General features: G+C 37.1%; 18 protein-coding genes and 1 tRNA gene. 9 read left to right on the top strand and 10 right to left on the bottom strand.

The window, feature by feature from the left end; genetic code table 11:
- Positions 1–63: 63 nt before the first annotated feature.
- From rpsO to ACTCIM_RS01445, 10 genes are all read right to left on the bottom strand, one after another.
- Complete coding sequence (gene rpsO / locus ACTCIM_RS01490; RefSeq protein ID WP_464279921.1) at positions 64–333, bottom strand: 30S ribosomal protein S15; 270 nt, start codon at positions 331–333, stop codon at positions 64–66.
- Positions 334–357: 24 nt separating this feature from the next.
- Entirely contained in the window at positions 358–1,251 is an 894-nt protein-coding gene (gene truB / locus ACTCIM_RS01485; protein WP_472313448.1) for a tRNA pseudouridine(55) synthase TruB, read from the bottom strand.
- Positions 1,248–2,204: a DHH family phosphoesterase gene (locus ACTCIM_RS01480; RefSeq protein ID WP_464279920.1), complete on the bottom strand. Its 957-nt coding sequence runs from the start codon at positions 2,202–2,204 to the stop codon at positions 1,248–1,250. The genes truB and ACTCIM_RS01480 overlap by 4 nt, the downstream gene beginning before the upstream one ends.
- Entirely contained in the window at positions 2,194–2,511 is a 318-nt protein-coding gene (gene rbfA, locus ACTCIM_RS01475; protein ID WP_464279919.1) for a 30S ribosome-binding factor RbfA, read from the bottom strand. Before rbfA ends, ACTCIM_RS01480 begins: the two co-directional genes overlap by 11 nt.
- A 2-nt stretch (positions 2,512–2,513) precedes the next feature.
- A complete protein-coding gene (locus ACTCIM_RS01470) occupies positions 2,514–2,801 on the bottom strand; it encodes a DUF503 family protein (RefSeq protein ID WP_029965426.1) in 288 nt (95 codons plus the stop codon).
- Between the two features lies 1 nt (position 2,802).
- Positions 2,803–5,589: a translation initiation factor IF-2 gene (infB, locus tag ACTCIM_RS01465; protein ID WP_472313446.1), complete on the bottom strand. Its 2,787-nt coding sequence runs from the start codon at positions 5,587–5,589 to the stop codon at positions 2,803–2,805.
- Positions 5,582–5,806 carry a YlxR family protein gene (locus ACTCIM_RS01460; protein WP_464279917.1) on the bottom strand — a complete coding sequence of 75 codons (225 nt, stop codon included), beginning with the start codon at positions 5,804–5,806 and terminating at the stop codon, positions 5,582–5,584. Before ACTCIM_RS01460 ends, infB begins: the two co-directional genes overlap by 8 nt.
- Positions 5,807–5,810: 4 nt before the next feature.
- Positions 5,811–7,046 (bottom strand): transcription termination factor NusA, encoded by a 1,236-nt coding sequence (gene nusA / locus ACTCIM_RS01455; RefSeq protein WP_464279916.1) that lies wholly within the window; start codon positions 7,044–7,046, stop codon positions 5,811–5,813.
- A gap of 16 nt (positions 7,047–7,062) precedes the next feature.
- A complete protein-coding gene (locus ACTCIM_RS01450; protein WP_472313443.1) occupies positions 7,063–7,518 on the bottom strand; it encodes a hypothetical protein in 456 nt (151 codons plus the stop codon).
- Positions 7,519–7,589: 71 nt separating this feature from the next.
- Positions 7,590–7,665 (bottom strand) — tRNA-Gly (locus tag ACTCIM_RS01445).
- Between the two features lie 154 nt (positions 7,666–7,819).
- Between ACTCIM_RS01445 and flgF the strand changes: the two genes are divergently transcribed.
- Genes flgF through flgL form a run of 9 tightly spaced genes read left to right on the top strand, consistent with a single transcriptional unit; the run spans position 7,820 to position 17,164 of the window.
- Positions 7,820–8,596, top strand: a complete 777-nt coding sequence (gene flgF, locus ACTCIM_RS01440; protein ID WP_029968955.1) for a flagellar basal-body rod protein FlgF — start codon at positions 7,820–7,822, stop codon at positions 8,594–8,596.
- A 26-nt stretch (positions 8,597–8,622) separates the two neighbouring features.
- Entirely contained in the window at positions 8,623–9,402 is a 780-nt protein-coding gene (gene flgG / locus ACTCIM_RS01435) for a flagellar basal-body rod protein FlgG (protein ID WP_029968953.1), read from the top strand.
- Positions 9,402–10,340 (top strand): flagellar basal body P-ring formation chaperone FlgA, encoded by a 939-nt coding sequence (gene flgA / locus ACTCIM_RS01430; RefSeq protein WP_464279913.1) that lies wholly within the window; start codon positions 9,402–9,404, stop codon positions 10,338–10,340. The genes flgG and flgA overlap by 1 nt, the downstream gene beginning before the upstream one ends.
- 12 nt (positions 10,341–10,352) lie before the next feature.
- The gene (locus ACTCIM_RS01425) at positions 10,353–11,081 is read left to right on the top strand and encodes a flagellar basal body L-ring protein FlgH (RefSeq protein WP_029968948.1); all 729 of its coding nucleotides are present in this window, start codon (positions 10,353–10,355) and stop codon (positions 11,079–11,081) included.
- A 9-nt stretch (positions 11,082–11,090) separates the two neighbouring features.
- A complete protein-coding gene (locus ACTCIM_RS01420; protein WP_472313440.1) occupies positions 11,091–12,185 on the top strand; it encodes a flagellar basal body P-ring protein FlgI in 1,095 nt (364 codons plus the stop codon).
- 1 nt (position 12,186) lies between these two features.
- The gene (locus ACTCIM_RS01415) at positions 12,187–13,071 is read left to right on the top strand and encodes a peptidoglycan DD-metalloendopeptidase family protein (protein ID WP_472313437.1); all 885 of its coding nucleotides are present in this window, start codon (positions 12,187–12,189) and stop codon (positions 13,069–13,071) included.
- Between the two features lie 23 nt (positions 13,072–13,094).
- Positions 13,095–13,553, top strand: a complete 459-nt coding sequence (gene flgN, locus ACTCIM_RS01410) for a flagellar export chaperone FlgN (RefSeq protein ID WP_472313434.1) — start codon at positions 13,095–13,097, stop codon at positions 13,551–13,553.
- The gene (gene flgK / locus ACTCIM_RS01405) at positions 13,553–15,667 is read left to right on the top strand and encodes a flagellar hook-associated protein FlgK (protein WP_472313431.1); all 2,115 of its coding nucleotides are present in this window, start codon (positions 13,553–13,555) and stop codon (positions 15,665–15,667) included. The genes flgN and flgK overlap by 1 nt, the downstream gene beginning before the upstream one ends.
- 21 nt (positions 15,668–15,688) lie before the next feature.
- Complete coding sequence (gene flgL, locus ACTCIM_RS01400) at positions 15,689–17,164, top strand: flagellar hook-associated protein FlgL (protein ID WP_472313429.1); 1,476 nt, start codon at positions 15,689–15,691, stop codon at positions 17,162–17,164.
- The last annotated feature ends 2 nt before the right edge of the window (positions 17,165–17,166 follow it).

The following is a 17,166-nucleotide window of genomic DNA, read 5'->3' as shown; positions in this document are numbered from 1 at the left end:
AAATACTCGTTCCTCTCTTTTGTAAATTGAGAATTAAAAGGGGCTTTTGAAGCCCCTTTTAAACTATTTTCTTAAGTTTAATTTTTCTAAAATTGCTCTGTAGCGTTCAATGTCTTTTTTCTTGAGATAATTTAAAAGACCTCTTCTTCTTCCTACCAGTTTTAATAAGCCCATACGAGAATGAACATCTTTTTTGTGGACTTTAAAATGCTCTGTTAGGTGCTTGATTCTGGCAGTTAAGAGAGCAATTTGAACCTCTGGAGAACCTGTGTCTCCATCATGCCTTTTGAATTCTTCAATGATTTTTGCCTTTTCTTCTGGTGTCATTACCACAGCAATATACCTCCTTTTTATTTTTTAGCTCCAGAGTCCCCTTAAAATTTTCCACCTTGGGTTTAACTCGTCCTGACACTCCAGGAGAGCCAGAGGCTCTTCTTTTTGATTAGAGATGAGAACCTTCAGGCCCTCTTTGGGTTGAAGAGGAAGTTCTAGAGGGCTTAGTATGGCCCCGTTTTTTATTTTTTCCTCTAAATAGGGATTAACTGTAAGATGAGGCCAGTTGGCTAAGGCTTCTTTAAAGCTCAGCACTTTTCCTTCCAGTCCCTCTTCTAAGACTTGCTCCAGGGAGTAAGCTTGCTCCAATTTAAAGGGCGTGCATTCTTCCCTGGTAAGCTCTGTAAGTATAGCTCCGCACCCCAATCGTTTCCCCAGGCTGTGGGCCAGGGAACGGATATAGGTGCCTGCACTACACCGAACCCAAAAGTGGACAAAGGGCAACTCTGTTTTTAATACCTTTACTTCAAAGATCTTTATTTTTTTCCTCTTTACAGGGATATCTTCGCCTTTTCTTACGCGAAAGTAAAGAGGTTTTCCTTTGTGTTTGGCAGCAGAAATGGGTGGCACTTCTTGTTCTTCAAGGTTGAGCCAGTTAAGTACTTCTTTTTTTACTTCTTCTGCGCTTAGATAAGACCAGTCTTTTTTTTCTATTACTTCTGAATCTGCATCATAACTGGCACTTGTTTTACCCAGTTCTAAAACTCCCCTGTACACCTTTTCCCTTTGCATCAAAAAGGGAGAAAGCTTAGTAGCTTTACCCAGAAATACCAGCAAAAGTCCAGTAGCCAGAGGATCTAATGTCCCACCATGACCTATTTTTTTTAACTTAAACTTTCTTTTTAGTTTATTCAAACACGCAGTAGAAGTTATTCCTCTGGGTTTATTTAATAACAGCAAACCGTCTATGTTTTTCATATAGTTAAATTCTTTTTTATAGTAGTTAATAAAATTTCTTCTGCCTTTTCTAAAGGCCCAGGCAGAGTGCCACCAGCTGCATTCTTATGCCCCCCACCTTTTAATTCCTGGGCAATTTTTTGGACATTTATATCTCCATAGGAGCGAAGGCTAAATTTTATGGTCTGGTCTTTTTCTTCTCTTAAACTTGCAGCTATTTTTACTCCTTGTAAGTTACGAATATAGTTAATAAATCCTTCACAATCTTCTATAGAGGTGCTGGTTTCAGTAAACATTTTTTGAGTTATTTTAATTAGAGCAATTTGTCCTTTTTCCTTTAACTCAGTGGAGCCCAGTACCCTGGCCATTAATTTTAATTTATTTAAAGTTAGATTTTGATTCAAGAGAGCATTTATTTTACCTACATCCAGACCGTTGGCAATCATTTCTCCTGCCCAGTAGTGAGCCCTGGAAGTAGTGTTGCCATAAGAAAAAGAACCAGTATCACTTAAGATGGCTAAATAAAGAGCTTCTGCTAGCTTGTCTTCAAGTTTTATATTCAAGTCCGCACAGAGTTCAGCTATCATTTCCCCTACAGAAGAAGCTTGAGGATTGACCCAATTTAAAGTTCCAAAAAGAGGATTGCTTAAGTGATGGTCTATGTTTATGCTGGGAATATCTTTTAACCAGGGTTGAAGGTCTTCTCCTATGCGTAAACTATCTCCGCTGTCTAAAATAATTAACCAGTTGGGTTTATTGGAGGGTAATTCCTGAGACCAGGGAGAGGGCAGAGATAACCAGCTAAACTTTTGAGGAAAAGGAGATTGATTGTAAAATACAAAATTTTTATTTAATTTTTGTAGTAAAAAACCCACGGCACACATGGACCCAATTGCATCTCCGTCTGGATTGAGATGGGCAGTGATTAAAAAATTATCTTCTTTGAGCAGAACTTCTTTAATTTTATCCTTCATAAATCATCTGCTCCATAAAACTATCCCATTCAAATATAAGTTCTGGAATATATTTTGTCTTTAGTCTTTTAGCCAGGTTGGTTCTAAAAAATCCCTTGGCTTTATTCAGTGATACCAGAATATTTTCTTTATTCCCTTCTAAATGAGTATATAAAATAATTGCTTTTCTTAGGTCTTTACTTAATTTTACTCCTGTAATAGTTAGAGCTAAAAAAAGTTCATTATTGGATTCTTCTAGTAAGATAAGAGATAAATTCTCTTTTATAGCTTCTGCTAATTTTTCTTTTTTATAAGATTTTTTTTCCATATTTAATATCCAAAAAAGTCTGTATTTATTTCTACTATTTCTTCTGAAGTCATAGCTTCGATAGAGTCTTTTACTTTAGACAATATGCTTTCAGTTTGTCTCATCTCATTGGATAGAGTAGAGACACCTATGGTCAAGAAATCAGTGCTGTCTTGATTTTCTACTTCTGCAATGGCTATGTTATATTTGTTCCTTAATTTTTGTTTTAAACTAGAGGATATTTTTCTTTTTTCTTTTAGAGAAAATATCCCATGGAGTCTAAAGGTTACCTTTAAAATACCTACAATCATTTTAACCTAGAGTTGCTTTTTCTTCAACTTCTTCAAAAGCTTCTATTATGTCTCCAACTTTAATATCATTGTAGTTTTCCAACCCAACTCCACATTCATACCCTTTTTGAACTTCTTTTACATCATCTTTAAAACGTTTTAAAGAGCTAAGCTTACCTGTATAGATTACAACTCCTTCTCTAAGTAGTCTTATTTTTGCATTACGCATAAGTTTTCCGTCTATAACCATACATCCAGCAACTCTACCAACTTTTGGAACGTTAAAAGTCTGTAATACTTCTGCTTGCCCGAGGTATTCTTCTTTTACAACAGGAGCAAGCATACCAGACATTGCGTCTTTTATTTCATTAGTTAAGTGATAGATAACATCATAGAAACGAATCTCTACATTTTCTCTTTCAGCAACTTGTTTTACTTTAGCTGTAGGTCTAACATTGAAACCAATAATAATGGCTGAAGAAGCAGCAGCAAGCATTACGTCACTTTCAGTGATAGCTCCTGTTCCACCGTGAATAATTTCTATTTTTACTTCTTCTGTAGACAATTTGCGTAAAGATTCACTTACAGCTTCGAGAGAACCTTGTACATCGGCCTTAACTACCAGGTTAAGGGTTTTGGCTTCCCCTTCTAGCTTGCCCTGGAGGAAGTTTTCCAGGGAAATTTTATTCTTTTTAGCCAGTTCTTTTTCCCTTTGTTTTATCTGTCTGTTTTCAGCTATTTTTCTGGCTACCTTTTCATTTTCTACAACGATGAACTCATCTCCTGCATTGGGTAGGCCGTCGAAACCTTGAATTTCTACAGGCATGGAGGGGCCAGCTTCTTTTATCTTTTTACCCTGGTCATTGAGCATAGCCCTAACTTTACCAGCCTGAAGCCCACATACAAAGGCATCACCTTGTTTTAGAGTACCTTCTTGAATAAGTAGGGTGCCTACAGGTCCTTTACCTTTGTCCAGCTTGGCTTCAATGATATAACCTCTAGCAGGTTTATTGGGATTGGCTTTTAGTTCCAGAACTTCTGCCTGCAATAAGAGCATTTCCAGAAGATCATCCAGGCCGATTTTCTTTTTGGCTGAGACTTCAGTAAAAATAGTATCTCCTCCCCAATCTTCAGGGATAAGGCCATGTTCTGCCAGTTCTCTTTTGACCTTTTCTGGATTGGCCCCTTCTTTATCAATTTTGTTTATAGCCACAATAATAGGTACATTAGCTGCTTTAGCGTGGTTTATAGCTTCTCTGGTCTGGTCCATAACTCCATCATCAGCAGCCACAACCAGGATGACAATATCGGTTACCTGAGCTCCTCTGGCCCGCATAGCAGTAAAAGCTTCGTGACCTGGAGTATCCAGGAAGACTACATCTCCTTTGCTAGTCTTTACATAATAGGCTCCAATGTGCTGGGTAATTCCTCCAGCTTCTTTGGCTGTAATATTAGAGGACCTAATGGCATCAAGCAGAGAGGTTTTTCCATGGTCTACATGTCCCATAATGGTTACCACTGGTGGACGGGGTTTAAGGTCTTCTGGTTTATCTTCCTGAGCTGTTTGGAGATATTCTTCTTCACTAAAGCCAGATTTCTCCACTTCAAACCCAAATTCAGCAGCTACTAAAGAAGCACTTTCTATATCAATAGACTGGTTGATAGTAGCCATAATTCCCAAAGAGAAAAGAAGCTTTATAATTTCCTGGGCCTTTACTCCCATTTTTTGGGCTAAATCTGCGACTCTAATGCCTTCTTCTATTTTTATTTTGCGTTTTGTACTCTTTAAGAGTTGAGTGGGAGTGGTGCTTTTTTTCTCTTCTTTTCCTTTTTTCTTCTTACCCTTGGAAGGCTTAGTTTTTTGAGGAGCTTCTTCTATAATTGGCTCCAAGACTTCTTCTTTTTCTTCTTCGTAATAGTCGGAAAAATCTACAACTCTTTTGGTACTTTTTTCTCTAAGCGCTTTTTTCCCTTTTTTCTTTTTTTTGGTTTCAAAAAGTTTTTCTTCTTCCTCTTTTTCTTTCCAAAAGGCCTTTTTCCCTTTTTTCTTTTTTTCTTCAGCTTTGGATAGCACTTGAGGCTCTGACTGTACTTTAGGCGTTTGTTTTTGAGGGGCAAGAGCAGATTTTTCTTCCTGTTTGCTTTGAGTTTCTTCTTGAGTTTTTACAGGCGGAGTTGTCTTATCTACTTGGGTGGGTTCTGTTTTCTCCTTTTCTTCTGGCTTAGATATGATTTTTACCTGTACCTTTTCTTTTTGAAAGGAGGGTTTTCTTCTTTTTCTTGGCTTTCTTACTGGCTTGGATTCTTTAGGTTTTTCCTCTTTCTGTTTAGGAGATTCTTTTTTCTCTTCTATTTCCTTTTTAATTTGCTCTTTTTCTCTTGTTTCTTCTGTTTCTTTAGCTTTTATTTCTTTATCTGTTTTTTCCTTTGCTTCTGGCTGGCTTACTTTTTCCGGGGAAGGAGTGGATATTATCTTAGCTTTGGGGGTTGGCTTGGTTTCTGGTGTATCTTTTTTTTCTTCTTTTTGTTCTTTTTCCTTATCTTCTTTTGTTGGTTCTGTGCTTGTTTTTTTGACTCTAGTACGTTTACGTCTTCTAATAATTACACCGTCTTTCGCCTTTCTTTCTTCTACTTCTTTTTTACTTTCCTTTTGAGAAGAAATAATCCTGGTTAGGCTTTCTACCTGTTCTTCTGTCAGTCCAGTCATATGACTTTTTATGTGCAAATCTATTTCTTTTGCTGCTTGGATTACTTCTTTAGTAGTTACTCCTAATTCTTGAGCCAATTCTCGTACACGTTTTTTAGCCATTATTTTTTACCCCCTTACACTTCTTTGGCCAGCCTTTATATTTTGCTAATTTTTGTTTACATTCTTCACTACAAATATAAAATCCGCGACCCGGCTTTATCTGGTTTTCATCTATTACCAATGTATCATTTATTTTTACATAGCGAATAAGTTTAAACTTAGGTGCTTTTTTTTTACATATAATACAAGTTCTTATGGGAATATGACCTTTTTTCATTCCTCTACTTATTACTACTCAAAAGATTTATTGCTGCTTTAATATCAGCTATTTTTTCTTCAGAGACTCCTTCTACCTGTAAGAGTTCTTCTTCACTAGCATTAGACACATCCTCTAGACTTTCAAATCCTGCGTCTAAAAAGTTTTGCATTGGAACTTCTGCTACACTAGCTAATTGTTCTAAGATGCGCTTATCTTCATTTAATTGACTATATCTAGTTTCAGTATAGACATCTATTTTCCATCCCAGGAGCCTGGAAGCAAGTTTTACATTTTGTCCTCTTTGTCCAATAGCAGGTGTGAGTTGATCGTCTGGAACAATGATTTCCAAAATCTTTTCTTCTTCATCTACAAAGATTTTAGATATTCTGGCTGGAGCCAGGGCATTGGCTGCATAGGTGGCAATGTCAGGACTCCAGATAACTATATCGATTTTTTCTCCCTTTAGTTCAGAAACTATGTTGTGAATTCGAGAGCCCTTTACCCCTACGCAAGCTCCTACTGGATCAACATCTGAGTCTTGAGTCATAACTGCTACTTTTGCTCGCTTGCCCGGGTCTCTGGCTACAGCCATAATTTTTACTGTCCCGTCTGCCACTTCTGGTACTTCCCTGAAGAATAATGCCTTTACATAATCAGGATGAGAACGGGAAACAATGATTTGAGGTCCTCTTCCTTCTTTTTTTACTTCTATGATATATGCCTGAATACGATCGTTGCGCTGGTACCGCTCTGTTGGGATCATTTCATTTTTGGGAAGCAAAGCCTCTGTACGACCTAAATTAATAATTAGTCCTTGTTTGTCTCTGCGTTGAATAATACCATTTATAATCTCTCCAACTCTGTCTTTGTATTCTTCATAAATGATTTCTTGCTCGGCATCTCTCATCTTTTGGATGATGATTTGTTTTGCGGATTGAGCTGCTATTCTTCCTAGATCTTCTATTTTCAACTTGAAACCAAGTTCGTCGCCAACTTGAATGTTTCCATCATGAATTTTAGCTTCTTCTAAGGAAATCTCTAACTGAGGATTATTGACCTCTTCTACAACTACTTTAAATTGGTATACTTCTATTTCATTGGTTTCTTCATTAAAACTAACTTCTATGTCTATATCATCACCATATTTTTTATAAGCAGAAACTCTTACAGCTTCTTCTAAAGTATCAATTAGTAAATCTTTATCTATACCTTTGTCTTTAGATATTTGTTCAATTACTTTTTTTAATTCAGTACTCATATTTTTACTCCTATCTCTAGAACTTATATTCTAGATTTATCTTTTCTGTTTCAAAAAAATCTATTTCTATATTTTCTTTACCTGTATCAATTGTAAAAATATTTTCTTTTACTTCCTTTAAGTTGCCTTTGATTACTTTTCTTTTATTTAATGGAGTTTTTAATTTAACTTTTATTTCTTGTCCAAGATATTGAGTTAGTTGTTCTGGTTTAAAAAATTTTCTATTTAATCCTGGAGAAGATACTTCCAAAACATAAGAATTGGGAATCATTTCTTCTATATCCAGGACAACTTCAATGTCTCTGCTTAGTTTAGCCAGTTCATCTATGTTAATACCTTCTTTTTTATCTGCATAAACTCTAATAATACCTTTTTTTCCTTTGGGTAGAGATATCTCTAGTCCCCATAATTCAACCTGGTTTATAAGGCATTGTTGTTGAATGATTTCTTTTAATTTTTCTTCAATATTCATTTTTTTGTTCCTTAAAAAAAAAGTGGACCCGAAAAGGGGTCCACTCCATCTTTTACCTTTTTTGGGTGGAGTGGAGCGGGTGACGGGATTCGAACCCGCGACTCCAAGCTTGGGAAGCTTGCACTCTACCAACTGAGTTACACCCGCTCGAAGCAACTATTTATAATCAGTATAGTCTGGGTCTTGTCAAGAGAAAAACAGCCTATTTTTGTATATTTTTTGGATTTTATTTTTGTTTTTAAGATTAATTTTAAAGGTATTGGTCTATTATTTGCTAGTTGAACCAACAAGGAGGTAAAAAATGCAGAAGGGAATGTATTCTGCCCTTTTTGGAGCCTTAAGCCAGGAATTTCGTTTGAATATAATTGCCAATAATTTGGCCAATGTAAACACAGTAGGTTTTAAAAGGGAAAAAACCGCTTTTGCAGATGTTTTTACCCGTTTTGCCTCTGATTATGTGGACCCCAATACTTCCTTAAAGCCAGTAGTGCCCTGGCCTGAGGCCAATCTCGTGTCAGAAACTCGTCTTACTGGAAATTATGTGGACTTTAATCAAGGAGCTTTAAAGCTTACTGGCAATTCTTTAGATGTAGCTATTGAAGGAGAAGGTTTTTTTAAAGTCCAGACTCCAGGAGGCATAAGGTATACTCGCAATGGTAGTTTTGCCAGAGACCCTGTAAGTGGCAATCTGGTTACTGCTCAAGGATATCCTGTTTTGGGAGAAGGTGGACCTATTGAACTTCCTGAAACCGGTCAAATTGTCATTAATGAAAAGGGACAAATAAGCGTGGATGGAGATATCATAGGTAATTTAGCTGTAGTTACCGTGACAGATTTAAGAAGTTTAAAAAAAGAAGGAGAGAATCTTTTATATATTGAAGGAAACAAAGCTCAAGAAGTCCCTCTGGAAAATGCTTTGGTCAAGCAGGGTTATTTAGAGGATTCCAATGTACAGGTAGTAGAGGAAATGGTGAGCATGATAGATACCTTAAGGACCTTTGAATCTTTACAAAAGGCCATGACTACCTCTCAGGAAGAGGATCAAAAGGCCATAAGAGATGTGGGAACAACAAGATAAGTTTTTATTAAAGAGGAGAAAGTAATATGATGAGATCCCTATGGACAGCAGCCACAGGAATGATTGCCCAGCAGCTAAATATTGATGTTACTGCCAATAACTTAGCCAATGTAAACACCATTGGTTTTAAGAAAAGTAGAGCAGAGTTTGAAGATTTAATGTACCAGAATCTAAAAATTGCTGGAGTGGAAAACCAGGGTTCTAGAATTCCTGTGGGTATGCAGATTGGAATGGGAGTCAGACCTGTGAGTGTGCACAAGCTCTTTTCTCAAGGTGATTATCAAAATACCGGTAATCCCTTGGATTTGGCCATAGAAGGAGATGGTTTTTTTCAGGTAATGGTAAATGGTGAGCCAGCTTATACCCGGGCTGGAGCTTTTAAACTGGATAGTGAAGGTAGAGTGGTTACAGCCAATGGCTATGTATTGCAGCCTGAATTTACTGTGCCTGCAGAGACTCAAAATATAGTGGTTACAGAAACCGGACATATTGCTGCCCTGGATAAAGAAGGCAATGAACTGGCTTCTGCAGATATTCCCCTATATACCTTTATTAACCCCAGTGGATTAAAAAGTATGGGGCGCAATTTGTTTTTACCCACTGAGGCTTCAGGGGAAGCCACAGAAGGTACTCCAGGAGAAAATAATGTGGGCACCATTGCCCAGGGTTTTTTAGAAATGTCCAATGTGGAGCTGGTAGAAGAAATGGTCAACATGATTGTTGGCCAGAGAGCTTTTGAAATAAATTCAAAGGCCATTACTACTTCTGACCAGATGCTCCAGATTGCCAATCAAATGAAGAGATAATGAGAAGGATTTTTTTTACTTTAGTTTTTTGCTTGGGTCTAGTTAGCTATAGTCAGGGAGAGGAATTTTTTAAGGTTAAAGAATATGCAGCTACTCCCAGTGGAGTGTTTTATTTTCAAGATTTGGTGTATAAAAATAATAAACTTGATAGCTTATGGTTAAAATTAAAGGATAAGATTATTTTTAAAGTTAAAGATAATAGGGTTTATTATCTTAATAAAGAGGAAGTAAATAAAGCTTTTGCTTTCCATATAGGCTCTCTTGCTAGTAAGCTTATATATCCTTCTCGTCTTGTTTTGAAAAAAGCAGATAAGGTTCTATCTCCTCAGGATATTTTTCATTTAGTTCAGAAAGAGTTATTGCCCATCTTTGTTGCTAAAGGAGAAAAAGTAAATTTCAGGGATTTCATGTTTTCTTCAGCTATATTTTTAAATAAAAAAGAGCATTTAAAAATAAAAATTGTCGGCCGACCCAAGGTGGGTAGAAATGGAGTGGTAGCAGAAGTAAGAGATGCTTTTAACCAAAAAAGGGGAAGTTATAGTGGCAGTGTTTTTGTTGATGTGTGGAAAAGTGTTCCGGTTTTGGGTGCTCCTTTGAATCGAGGTGAACCTTTGAATCCTGCTGTAATTACTTATAAATTAAAAAACTTGGCTTATATTTCTAAAGATATCTGGAATGGTAAAAATTTTAATTATCGGCTGCGAGTAAGTTTAGGAGTGGGAGAAGTACTTACCCTGGATAAGTTAGAGCCCATTCCAGTTGTAAGTAAAGGAGACAAGGTAACTATTGTTTACCAGGGTAATAGTGTGCTTTTAAAAGGAATAGGCATAGCTTTAGAAGATGGTTTTTTAGGGGAAAAGATTGTGGTGAAAAATATGGATAGTCAACGCAAAATAATAGGCAAGGTCATTAATTCTGGAGAAATCAGGGTATTTTAGGGAGAAGAGACAATGAAAAGATTAGCTCTTATTTTAGTTTTTTGTTTTATCTTGGGAGCTTGTGCTCCCAGTCAAAAAAAGGTTGCTCCTGTTCCTGCCTTATCTCCCTTGCCCCAGGAAGAGGTAGCCCAGCCAGAAGAAAACCCTGGCAGTTTGTTTAAAGAAGGGGAAGTTAATTTGCTTTTTGCTGATAGCAGGGCCAGACAGGTTGGAGATATTGTGGTGGTCAATATTGTGGAAACTGTTTCAGCTAAGAATAAAGCTTCTACCAAAGCAGACAAAGAGTCTACTTTAAACCTGGGAGTAACGAATTTTTTTGGCCAACAAAACATGCGAGCAGTTCCTGTAGGCTCTGTTCTGGGATTTGGTCCCAATCTGGGCCCAAGAGCAGCAGTGGGCTCTACTCCTTTAGTAAAAGCCAGTTCAGCTTCTACCTTTGATGGTTCTGGAGAAACCAAACGCGAATCAGATATTACTGCCAGTATTGCTGCTAGAGTGGTTAAAGTGTTATCCAATGGTCTGTTGCAGATTGAAGGAGCCAGAGAAATCAGGGTGAATGGAGAAACCCAAATTATTGTGGTTCGAGGTTTGGCCAGAACAAAAGATATTGCTGCTGATAATTCCATTTCTTCCAATTATCTGGCTGATGCCAAAATCGAAATATATGGTGAAGGGATTTTGGCAGACAAGCAAAAACCAGGTTGGTTGACCAGGTTGTTGGATAATATCTGGCCTTTTTAGGAGTTTAGTATGTGGCAAAGAATATTGGTGTTTGTCTCTGTTTTCCTTTTCTCTTCTAGTTCCTGGGTGCTGGGAGTAAGGATAAAGGATATTGCCCAGGTCTCAGGCGTGCGCACCAACCAGCTTATTGGTTATGGTCTGGTGGTGGGACTTTCTGGTACAGGAGATAAGAGTAATACCCAATTTACCATTCAATCTCTGGTCAATATGCTGGAAAACATGGGAGTAAGAGTGGATAGAAACTCCCTTAAGGTAAAAAACGTAGCTGCAGTGATGGTTACAGCTCAAATGCCTGTTTCTGCCAGACCTGGTAGTAAACTGGACGTAACAGTTTCTTCCATTGGAGATGCCAGTAGTTTACTGGGTGGGGTGTTATTGCAAACTCCTTTAAGAGGTATAGATGGCAAGATTTATGCCCTGGCTCAGGGGGCCCTGGCAGTGGGAGGTTTTTCTGCTGGAGGAGAGGCAGCTACTGCTGCCAAAAATATTGCCACTGTGGCTAGAATTCCTGGTGGTGCTATTGTGGAACGAGGTATCCCCTTTGATTTTTCCAAGCAAGAAGAGATTACCTTAAATTTAGCAACCTTTGATTTTTCTACCACCAATCAAATTTTAAACCGAATAAATAGTAGTTTTAATGCTCCCTTGGCTTCTGCTCCCAATATTTCCACTGTAAAAGTAAAGATTCCTGAAAGGTTTAAAAACAACTTAATACCCTTTTTAGCTACCTTAGAAAATTTAGAAATAAATCCAGATACTCCAGCTAAGGTTGTAGTGGATGAAAAAACTGGCACAGTGGTGTTAGGAGAGCATGTAACCATTTCTCCAGTAGCCATTTCCCATGGCAATTTACACATAGTGGTGCAGGAATTGCCCCAGGTTTCTCAGCCAGAAAGTTTTTCTCAGGGAGAAACAACTGTAGTGCCTAGAACTCAACTGGGAGTAAAAGAAGAAAAAAAGAATCTTGTTCTCTTAAAGGGAGCTACTATTCAAGAACTGGTAAAAGGCTTAAATGCCATGGGTGCTACACCTAGAGATTTAATCTCTATATTAAGGACCCTGAAAGCTGCAGGAGCTTTACACGCTAAGTTAGAGATAATTTAAAATGAAAACAGATTATTTTCTTAAATTAGGTAAAATAGCCTTAGAAAAGGCTACAGAAAAGAGTGTAAATATTGCTCATAAGCAGCAAAAACAAAGAGAACTAAAAAAATTAAAAGAAGTAGCCCAGGATTTTGAAGCTATTTTTTTGCAAAAAATCTGGGAACAAATGCGCAAAACTGTACCTAAAGAAGGTTATTTACATAGCAAAGAAGAGGATATGTATTTAAGCCTTTTTGATATAGAGTTGAGTAAAATTATGGCCAAAAGTGGAGGAATAGGTTTAAGCGAGCTTATTTTTGAACAACTAAAGGAACGAGTACAGCATTTAAATTCTTCCGTTGCAGAAGTAGATAAAGAAGCCCAAAATATAGATGAGCAAGTGGATAGATTGGCCAGGAAGATAGTTGAGCAAAAGCAAAGCCCTAAGGGTGGCATTGTTGCTTTTCCCCAGAGCCTTGCACCTGATAAAAGACTAGGGGAAAACTTTGTTTGGCCTGTAAAGGGAGAAATAAGCTCTTCCTTTGGATGGCGAATTGATCCGTTTACCGGTCAGAAGGCCTGGCATAGCGGGATAGATATTGCAGTGCCAAAAAATACTGAAGTTAAAGCCTGCTGGTCAGGAAAGGTAATTTTTGCAGGAGAAAAGGCAGGTTATGGCAAAACCGTTATCCTCAAGCATAAAAATGGACTTATTTCTCTTTATGCTCATAACTCCAAGTTGTTGGTAGAAGAAGGTCAGTTTGTGCGTTTTGGCCAAAAAATTGCTTTATCTGGAAGTAGTGGCAGATCAACTGGTCCTCATCTACACTTTGAACTTAGAAAAGGTGAACTGGCCTTAGATCCTCTGGCCTGGCAAAACAAGGAAGATAACTCTTTAACTGCTTAAGATAATTAAAAAAGAGGAAAAAGATGTTAAAAGAGACTTTGCAAAGATTAAACAAGGCCATGGAGTTATTGCTAAATTTACTAGAGGAAGAATTTTCCGCTTTAAAGAGTAGAGAAGTGGAGAAAATTTCCTCTCTGGAAGCTTCTATTCAGCTTTTATTGGAACAACTGGAAAAAGAAAAATTTTTTCTTAAGGAAAGGATTCAAAGAGATAATTCTCTTGGTTTAAATGATTTTTTTGCCACTTATCCTCAAGGGGAAGAGGCTTTTTTGTGGAAAAGTCTGGAAGAAAAGCAACATAAAATACATTTGGCAAGCAAGCGCAATAGTGACCTGGCTTTTGCCTTAGCCAGACAAACAGTTGATTTACTTACTTTTTTACAAAAGAAAATTAAAGATAGTAATAGAGATAATGCCATTTATAATGCGGGAGGAAAGGTTCAAGGAATTGACAATGTGAGAAAACTCAGGAGTAGTTTTTAATGCCTGGAATAAATTCTATCCTGGACATTGCAAGGCAGGCCCTTTTTGCCAATCAATCAGCAATAGAAGTAATTGGCAATAACATAGCCAATGCCAATACTCCTGGCTATAGAAGACAAGAAGTACGTCTGGAAGAAGCTCTAGCCATTGACTATGCTCCAGGGCAGTTGGGCACTGGAGTTAGGGCTAAAGAAGTAATCAGGCATTTTGATCAGTTTGTAGAGGATCAATACAATACCAGAGCTTCTCAAAGGGAAATGTATTCCAAGTTATATGAAGCCTTAAAGAATGTGGAAATACTTTTTAAAGAGTCTGAAGATAGTGGTATAAACCAAGTTTTAGCTCAGTTTTTTGCTGATTGGCAGGAATTAAGCCAGCGCCCTGAAGATAGTAGCGTGCGTACTGCTCTTTTGGGTCATACCCAAAATCTTATTAATGCGCTTCACCTTACCTCTACAGATTTAAATAATTTTGAATTGCAGATGGATGACTTTATTGGGCAAGATGTGGATAGGGTTAATGAGATTTTAAAGGAGATAGCTAGCTTAAACACTGAGATTACCATTCACGAAGAGCCAGGAAAAAATAATGCCAATGAATTAAGAGATAAAAGAGATGCTCTGGTCAGAGAATTAGCAGAAAAGATAGATATTAATTATATTGATAATGGCCTGGGGAATGTTATTATAACCACAAAAGGTGGACATACCCTGGTGGATGGAGATTCTTATTTTGAACTTAAATTTGAAACTGCTAAAACTATTACTTCTTTAACCAGTGGTTCAGCCTTTACGGATAGTATTTATTATGAGGGTAGTTCCAATTATGAATATACTATTGTCATAACAACTGGTGGAGCGGCAGATGGTACAGCTCAGTTTAAAGTGTCTATTGATGGAGGAAAAACCTTTCTGAAAGATGAAGACGGCAATGATCTGGTTTTTGCTGCAGATGCCTACAATAATAGAATTACTTTGCCCAATGGAGATTTAAAAATCTGGTTTGGCAGTGCCAGTGATCCTCAAAGCGCTGCTACTACTAATTTGTCTGCAGGAGATAAATTTACCATTATCCCTAAAACAGGCCTATATTGGTATGAAAATGCTTCCAGTTTTATGAATATTACTCCCCAACAGCTTCCTGATGGTTCTTTAAACGAACGTAGACTTATTGGAGGAAGTATTGCTGGTTATTTTTTATTTCGAGATGCTTATGTGGGCAAGTATCAGGAAAAATTAGATGCTCTGGCCAAATCCCTGGCCTGGGAAGTAAATAGAATCCATTCTCAGGGAGCTGGATTGGAAAAATTTACTTATAATCAAGGAAGTTATGAAGTAACCAATACCAGTGTTGCCCTGGGTAGTGCTGCTTCTGGTTTAACCTTTGGCAGCAAATTACAAACAGGTAATTTTTCCCTCTTTATCTATGATAGTAGTGGCAATTTAGTAAATGATGGGCCTTTAGATTTTGACTCAGGCACTGCTGGAATCCAAAATTTTGATCCCAGTTCTCACAGTTTAGAGGATGTGCGGGATGCTATAAACAATACTTTTGGCACTTATGTTACAGCTTCTATTGTGGACAACAAGCTTTTTATTCAGAGAAGAGATAGTTATTCTTTTGCCTTTGGTGAGGATAGTTCTGGCCTTTTAGCTGCCTTAGGGCTTAACTCTTTTTTTGCTGGTGAGGATGCGAATTCCTTAAAAATAAATGATTTTGTTCATAGCAATATTAGCTATATAAATAGTGGACATGTGAATGGAGATGGAGAAGTAAACACAGGAGATAATTATATAGCTTTAAGTATTGCTGAACTTGGAAACAAAGATGTAAAAATATATACAACAATAGATGGAACAACTTCTCAGACCATTCAGGAATATTATAACAATTTGGTTGGGAATGTTGGTGCTGACACTGAAATGACAAATTATAACTATAACTACAATAAAGTATTGGCTGATGATTTAAATAGTAGACAGGAAGAGATATCTGGCGTAAATATGGATGAAGAGATGAGTAATTTGATTAAATTTCAAAACTCTTACACTGCTGCAGCTAAATTGATTCAAGCAGCCAATGAGATGGTACAGGTTTTGCTTAGTATAAAATAATTTTTTTATAGAGAGGAAGGTATGCGAGTTTCTCAAAGAGATTTATATACAAACTTTATAAACCAGATGAATTATTCCACTTCAAAATTAATGGAGTTGAATAAAAAGGCTTCTTCTCAGAAAAAAATCAATGTACCTTCAGATGATCCTGTGGGAATGACAAGAGTTTTAAACTATCGAGATTCCATATCGGCTCTGGAGCAATATGCAAAGAATATTGATACTGCCAAGGGATGGTTAAACCTAGCTGATGAAACTTTGATGCAAGTAAATACCATTTTAACAAGATTAAAAGAGATAGCAGAGCAATCTGCTACAGGTACTTTGACTAAAGATCAAAGATTAGCCCTTTCCTATGAAGGAAGACAGCTTTTCAGCCAGTTATTGAATTTGTCCAATACTGAATATGAAGGCAAGACTATTTTTTCCGGGCATAAAATTACGACTAATGCCTTTCAAGAAGTATTATGGATTACTTCCAATCAGGATGATGATGTAGAAAATTATATAAATAATATTAATGGAAGCAATTCACAAACTGTTTTAGTTCAATTTTTAGATAGTGGAGTAGTAGGAACAGATACCTTAAACTATAGATACTCTACTGATGGTGGAGAAACCTGGAATACAGGAACTTTAGCTGCGGGTAATACTACCCTTAATGTGGCTGGAGTACAAGTAGATTTTAGTGCTGGTTATACAGTAACAGCTAATTCTGCCACTGATTATAATGATACTTCTGGGACCTGGCTATGGATAAGGCCCAGCGCAGAGTATCTGGGAGATAGTGAAGAAGATATTGAACTGGATTTTTATACCCAAAATACTGCTTTAACTGCCAGTGTATTTGGAGAGTTTTCCAGAGATGTAATGGTTAGAATTGATGACATTAGTGGAAGCACTGTTACTTATTCCTATTCTACAGATGGAGGAGTTTCCTGGGATACTGGGCATACTACAGATAATACCACCTTGCTTTTACCTGAAGGAAGAATTGAAGTAAATGCTAGCAGCAACTTAACTGCAGGTGATCAATTGTTAATCAGGCCTGCTCGGGCCAAAATAGAATTGGAAATTTCAGCCAGTGAAAAGGTACAAATCAATAATATAGGCAAGGATATCTTTGGAGGTATTTTTGAAGGCAGTGCTGTGTTTGATGGAGAAGGAAAAAATTTATTTGAAACAGTGGGTAAATTTATTGGTTTCTTAGAAACCAATAACCAGGATGGAATTCAGGAAAGTCTGGAAAATTTAAGTGCAAGTTTAAAACATATTTCTACCCAGCTGGCTTCTGTGGGAGCCAGGGAAAATCGTTTGGAAGTTGCAGACACTATTCTTTCTGGTCTTTCTTTGAATGAAAAAGAGAGGCTTAGTAATATAGAAGATGTGGATGTTGCAGAACTTATGACAGAGCTTAGCAATCAGCAAATAGTATATCAAGCTGTTTTGAAGTCTTCTGCTATGATAATGAGAATGAATCTGCTTAATTATATTTAATT

The organism is Desulfonauticus sp., from assembly GCF_055126295.1.
Note: the sequence above shows the minus strand (reverse complement) of the source record. Positions and strands in the feature narration are given on the sequence as shown.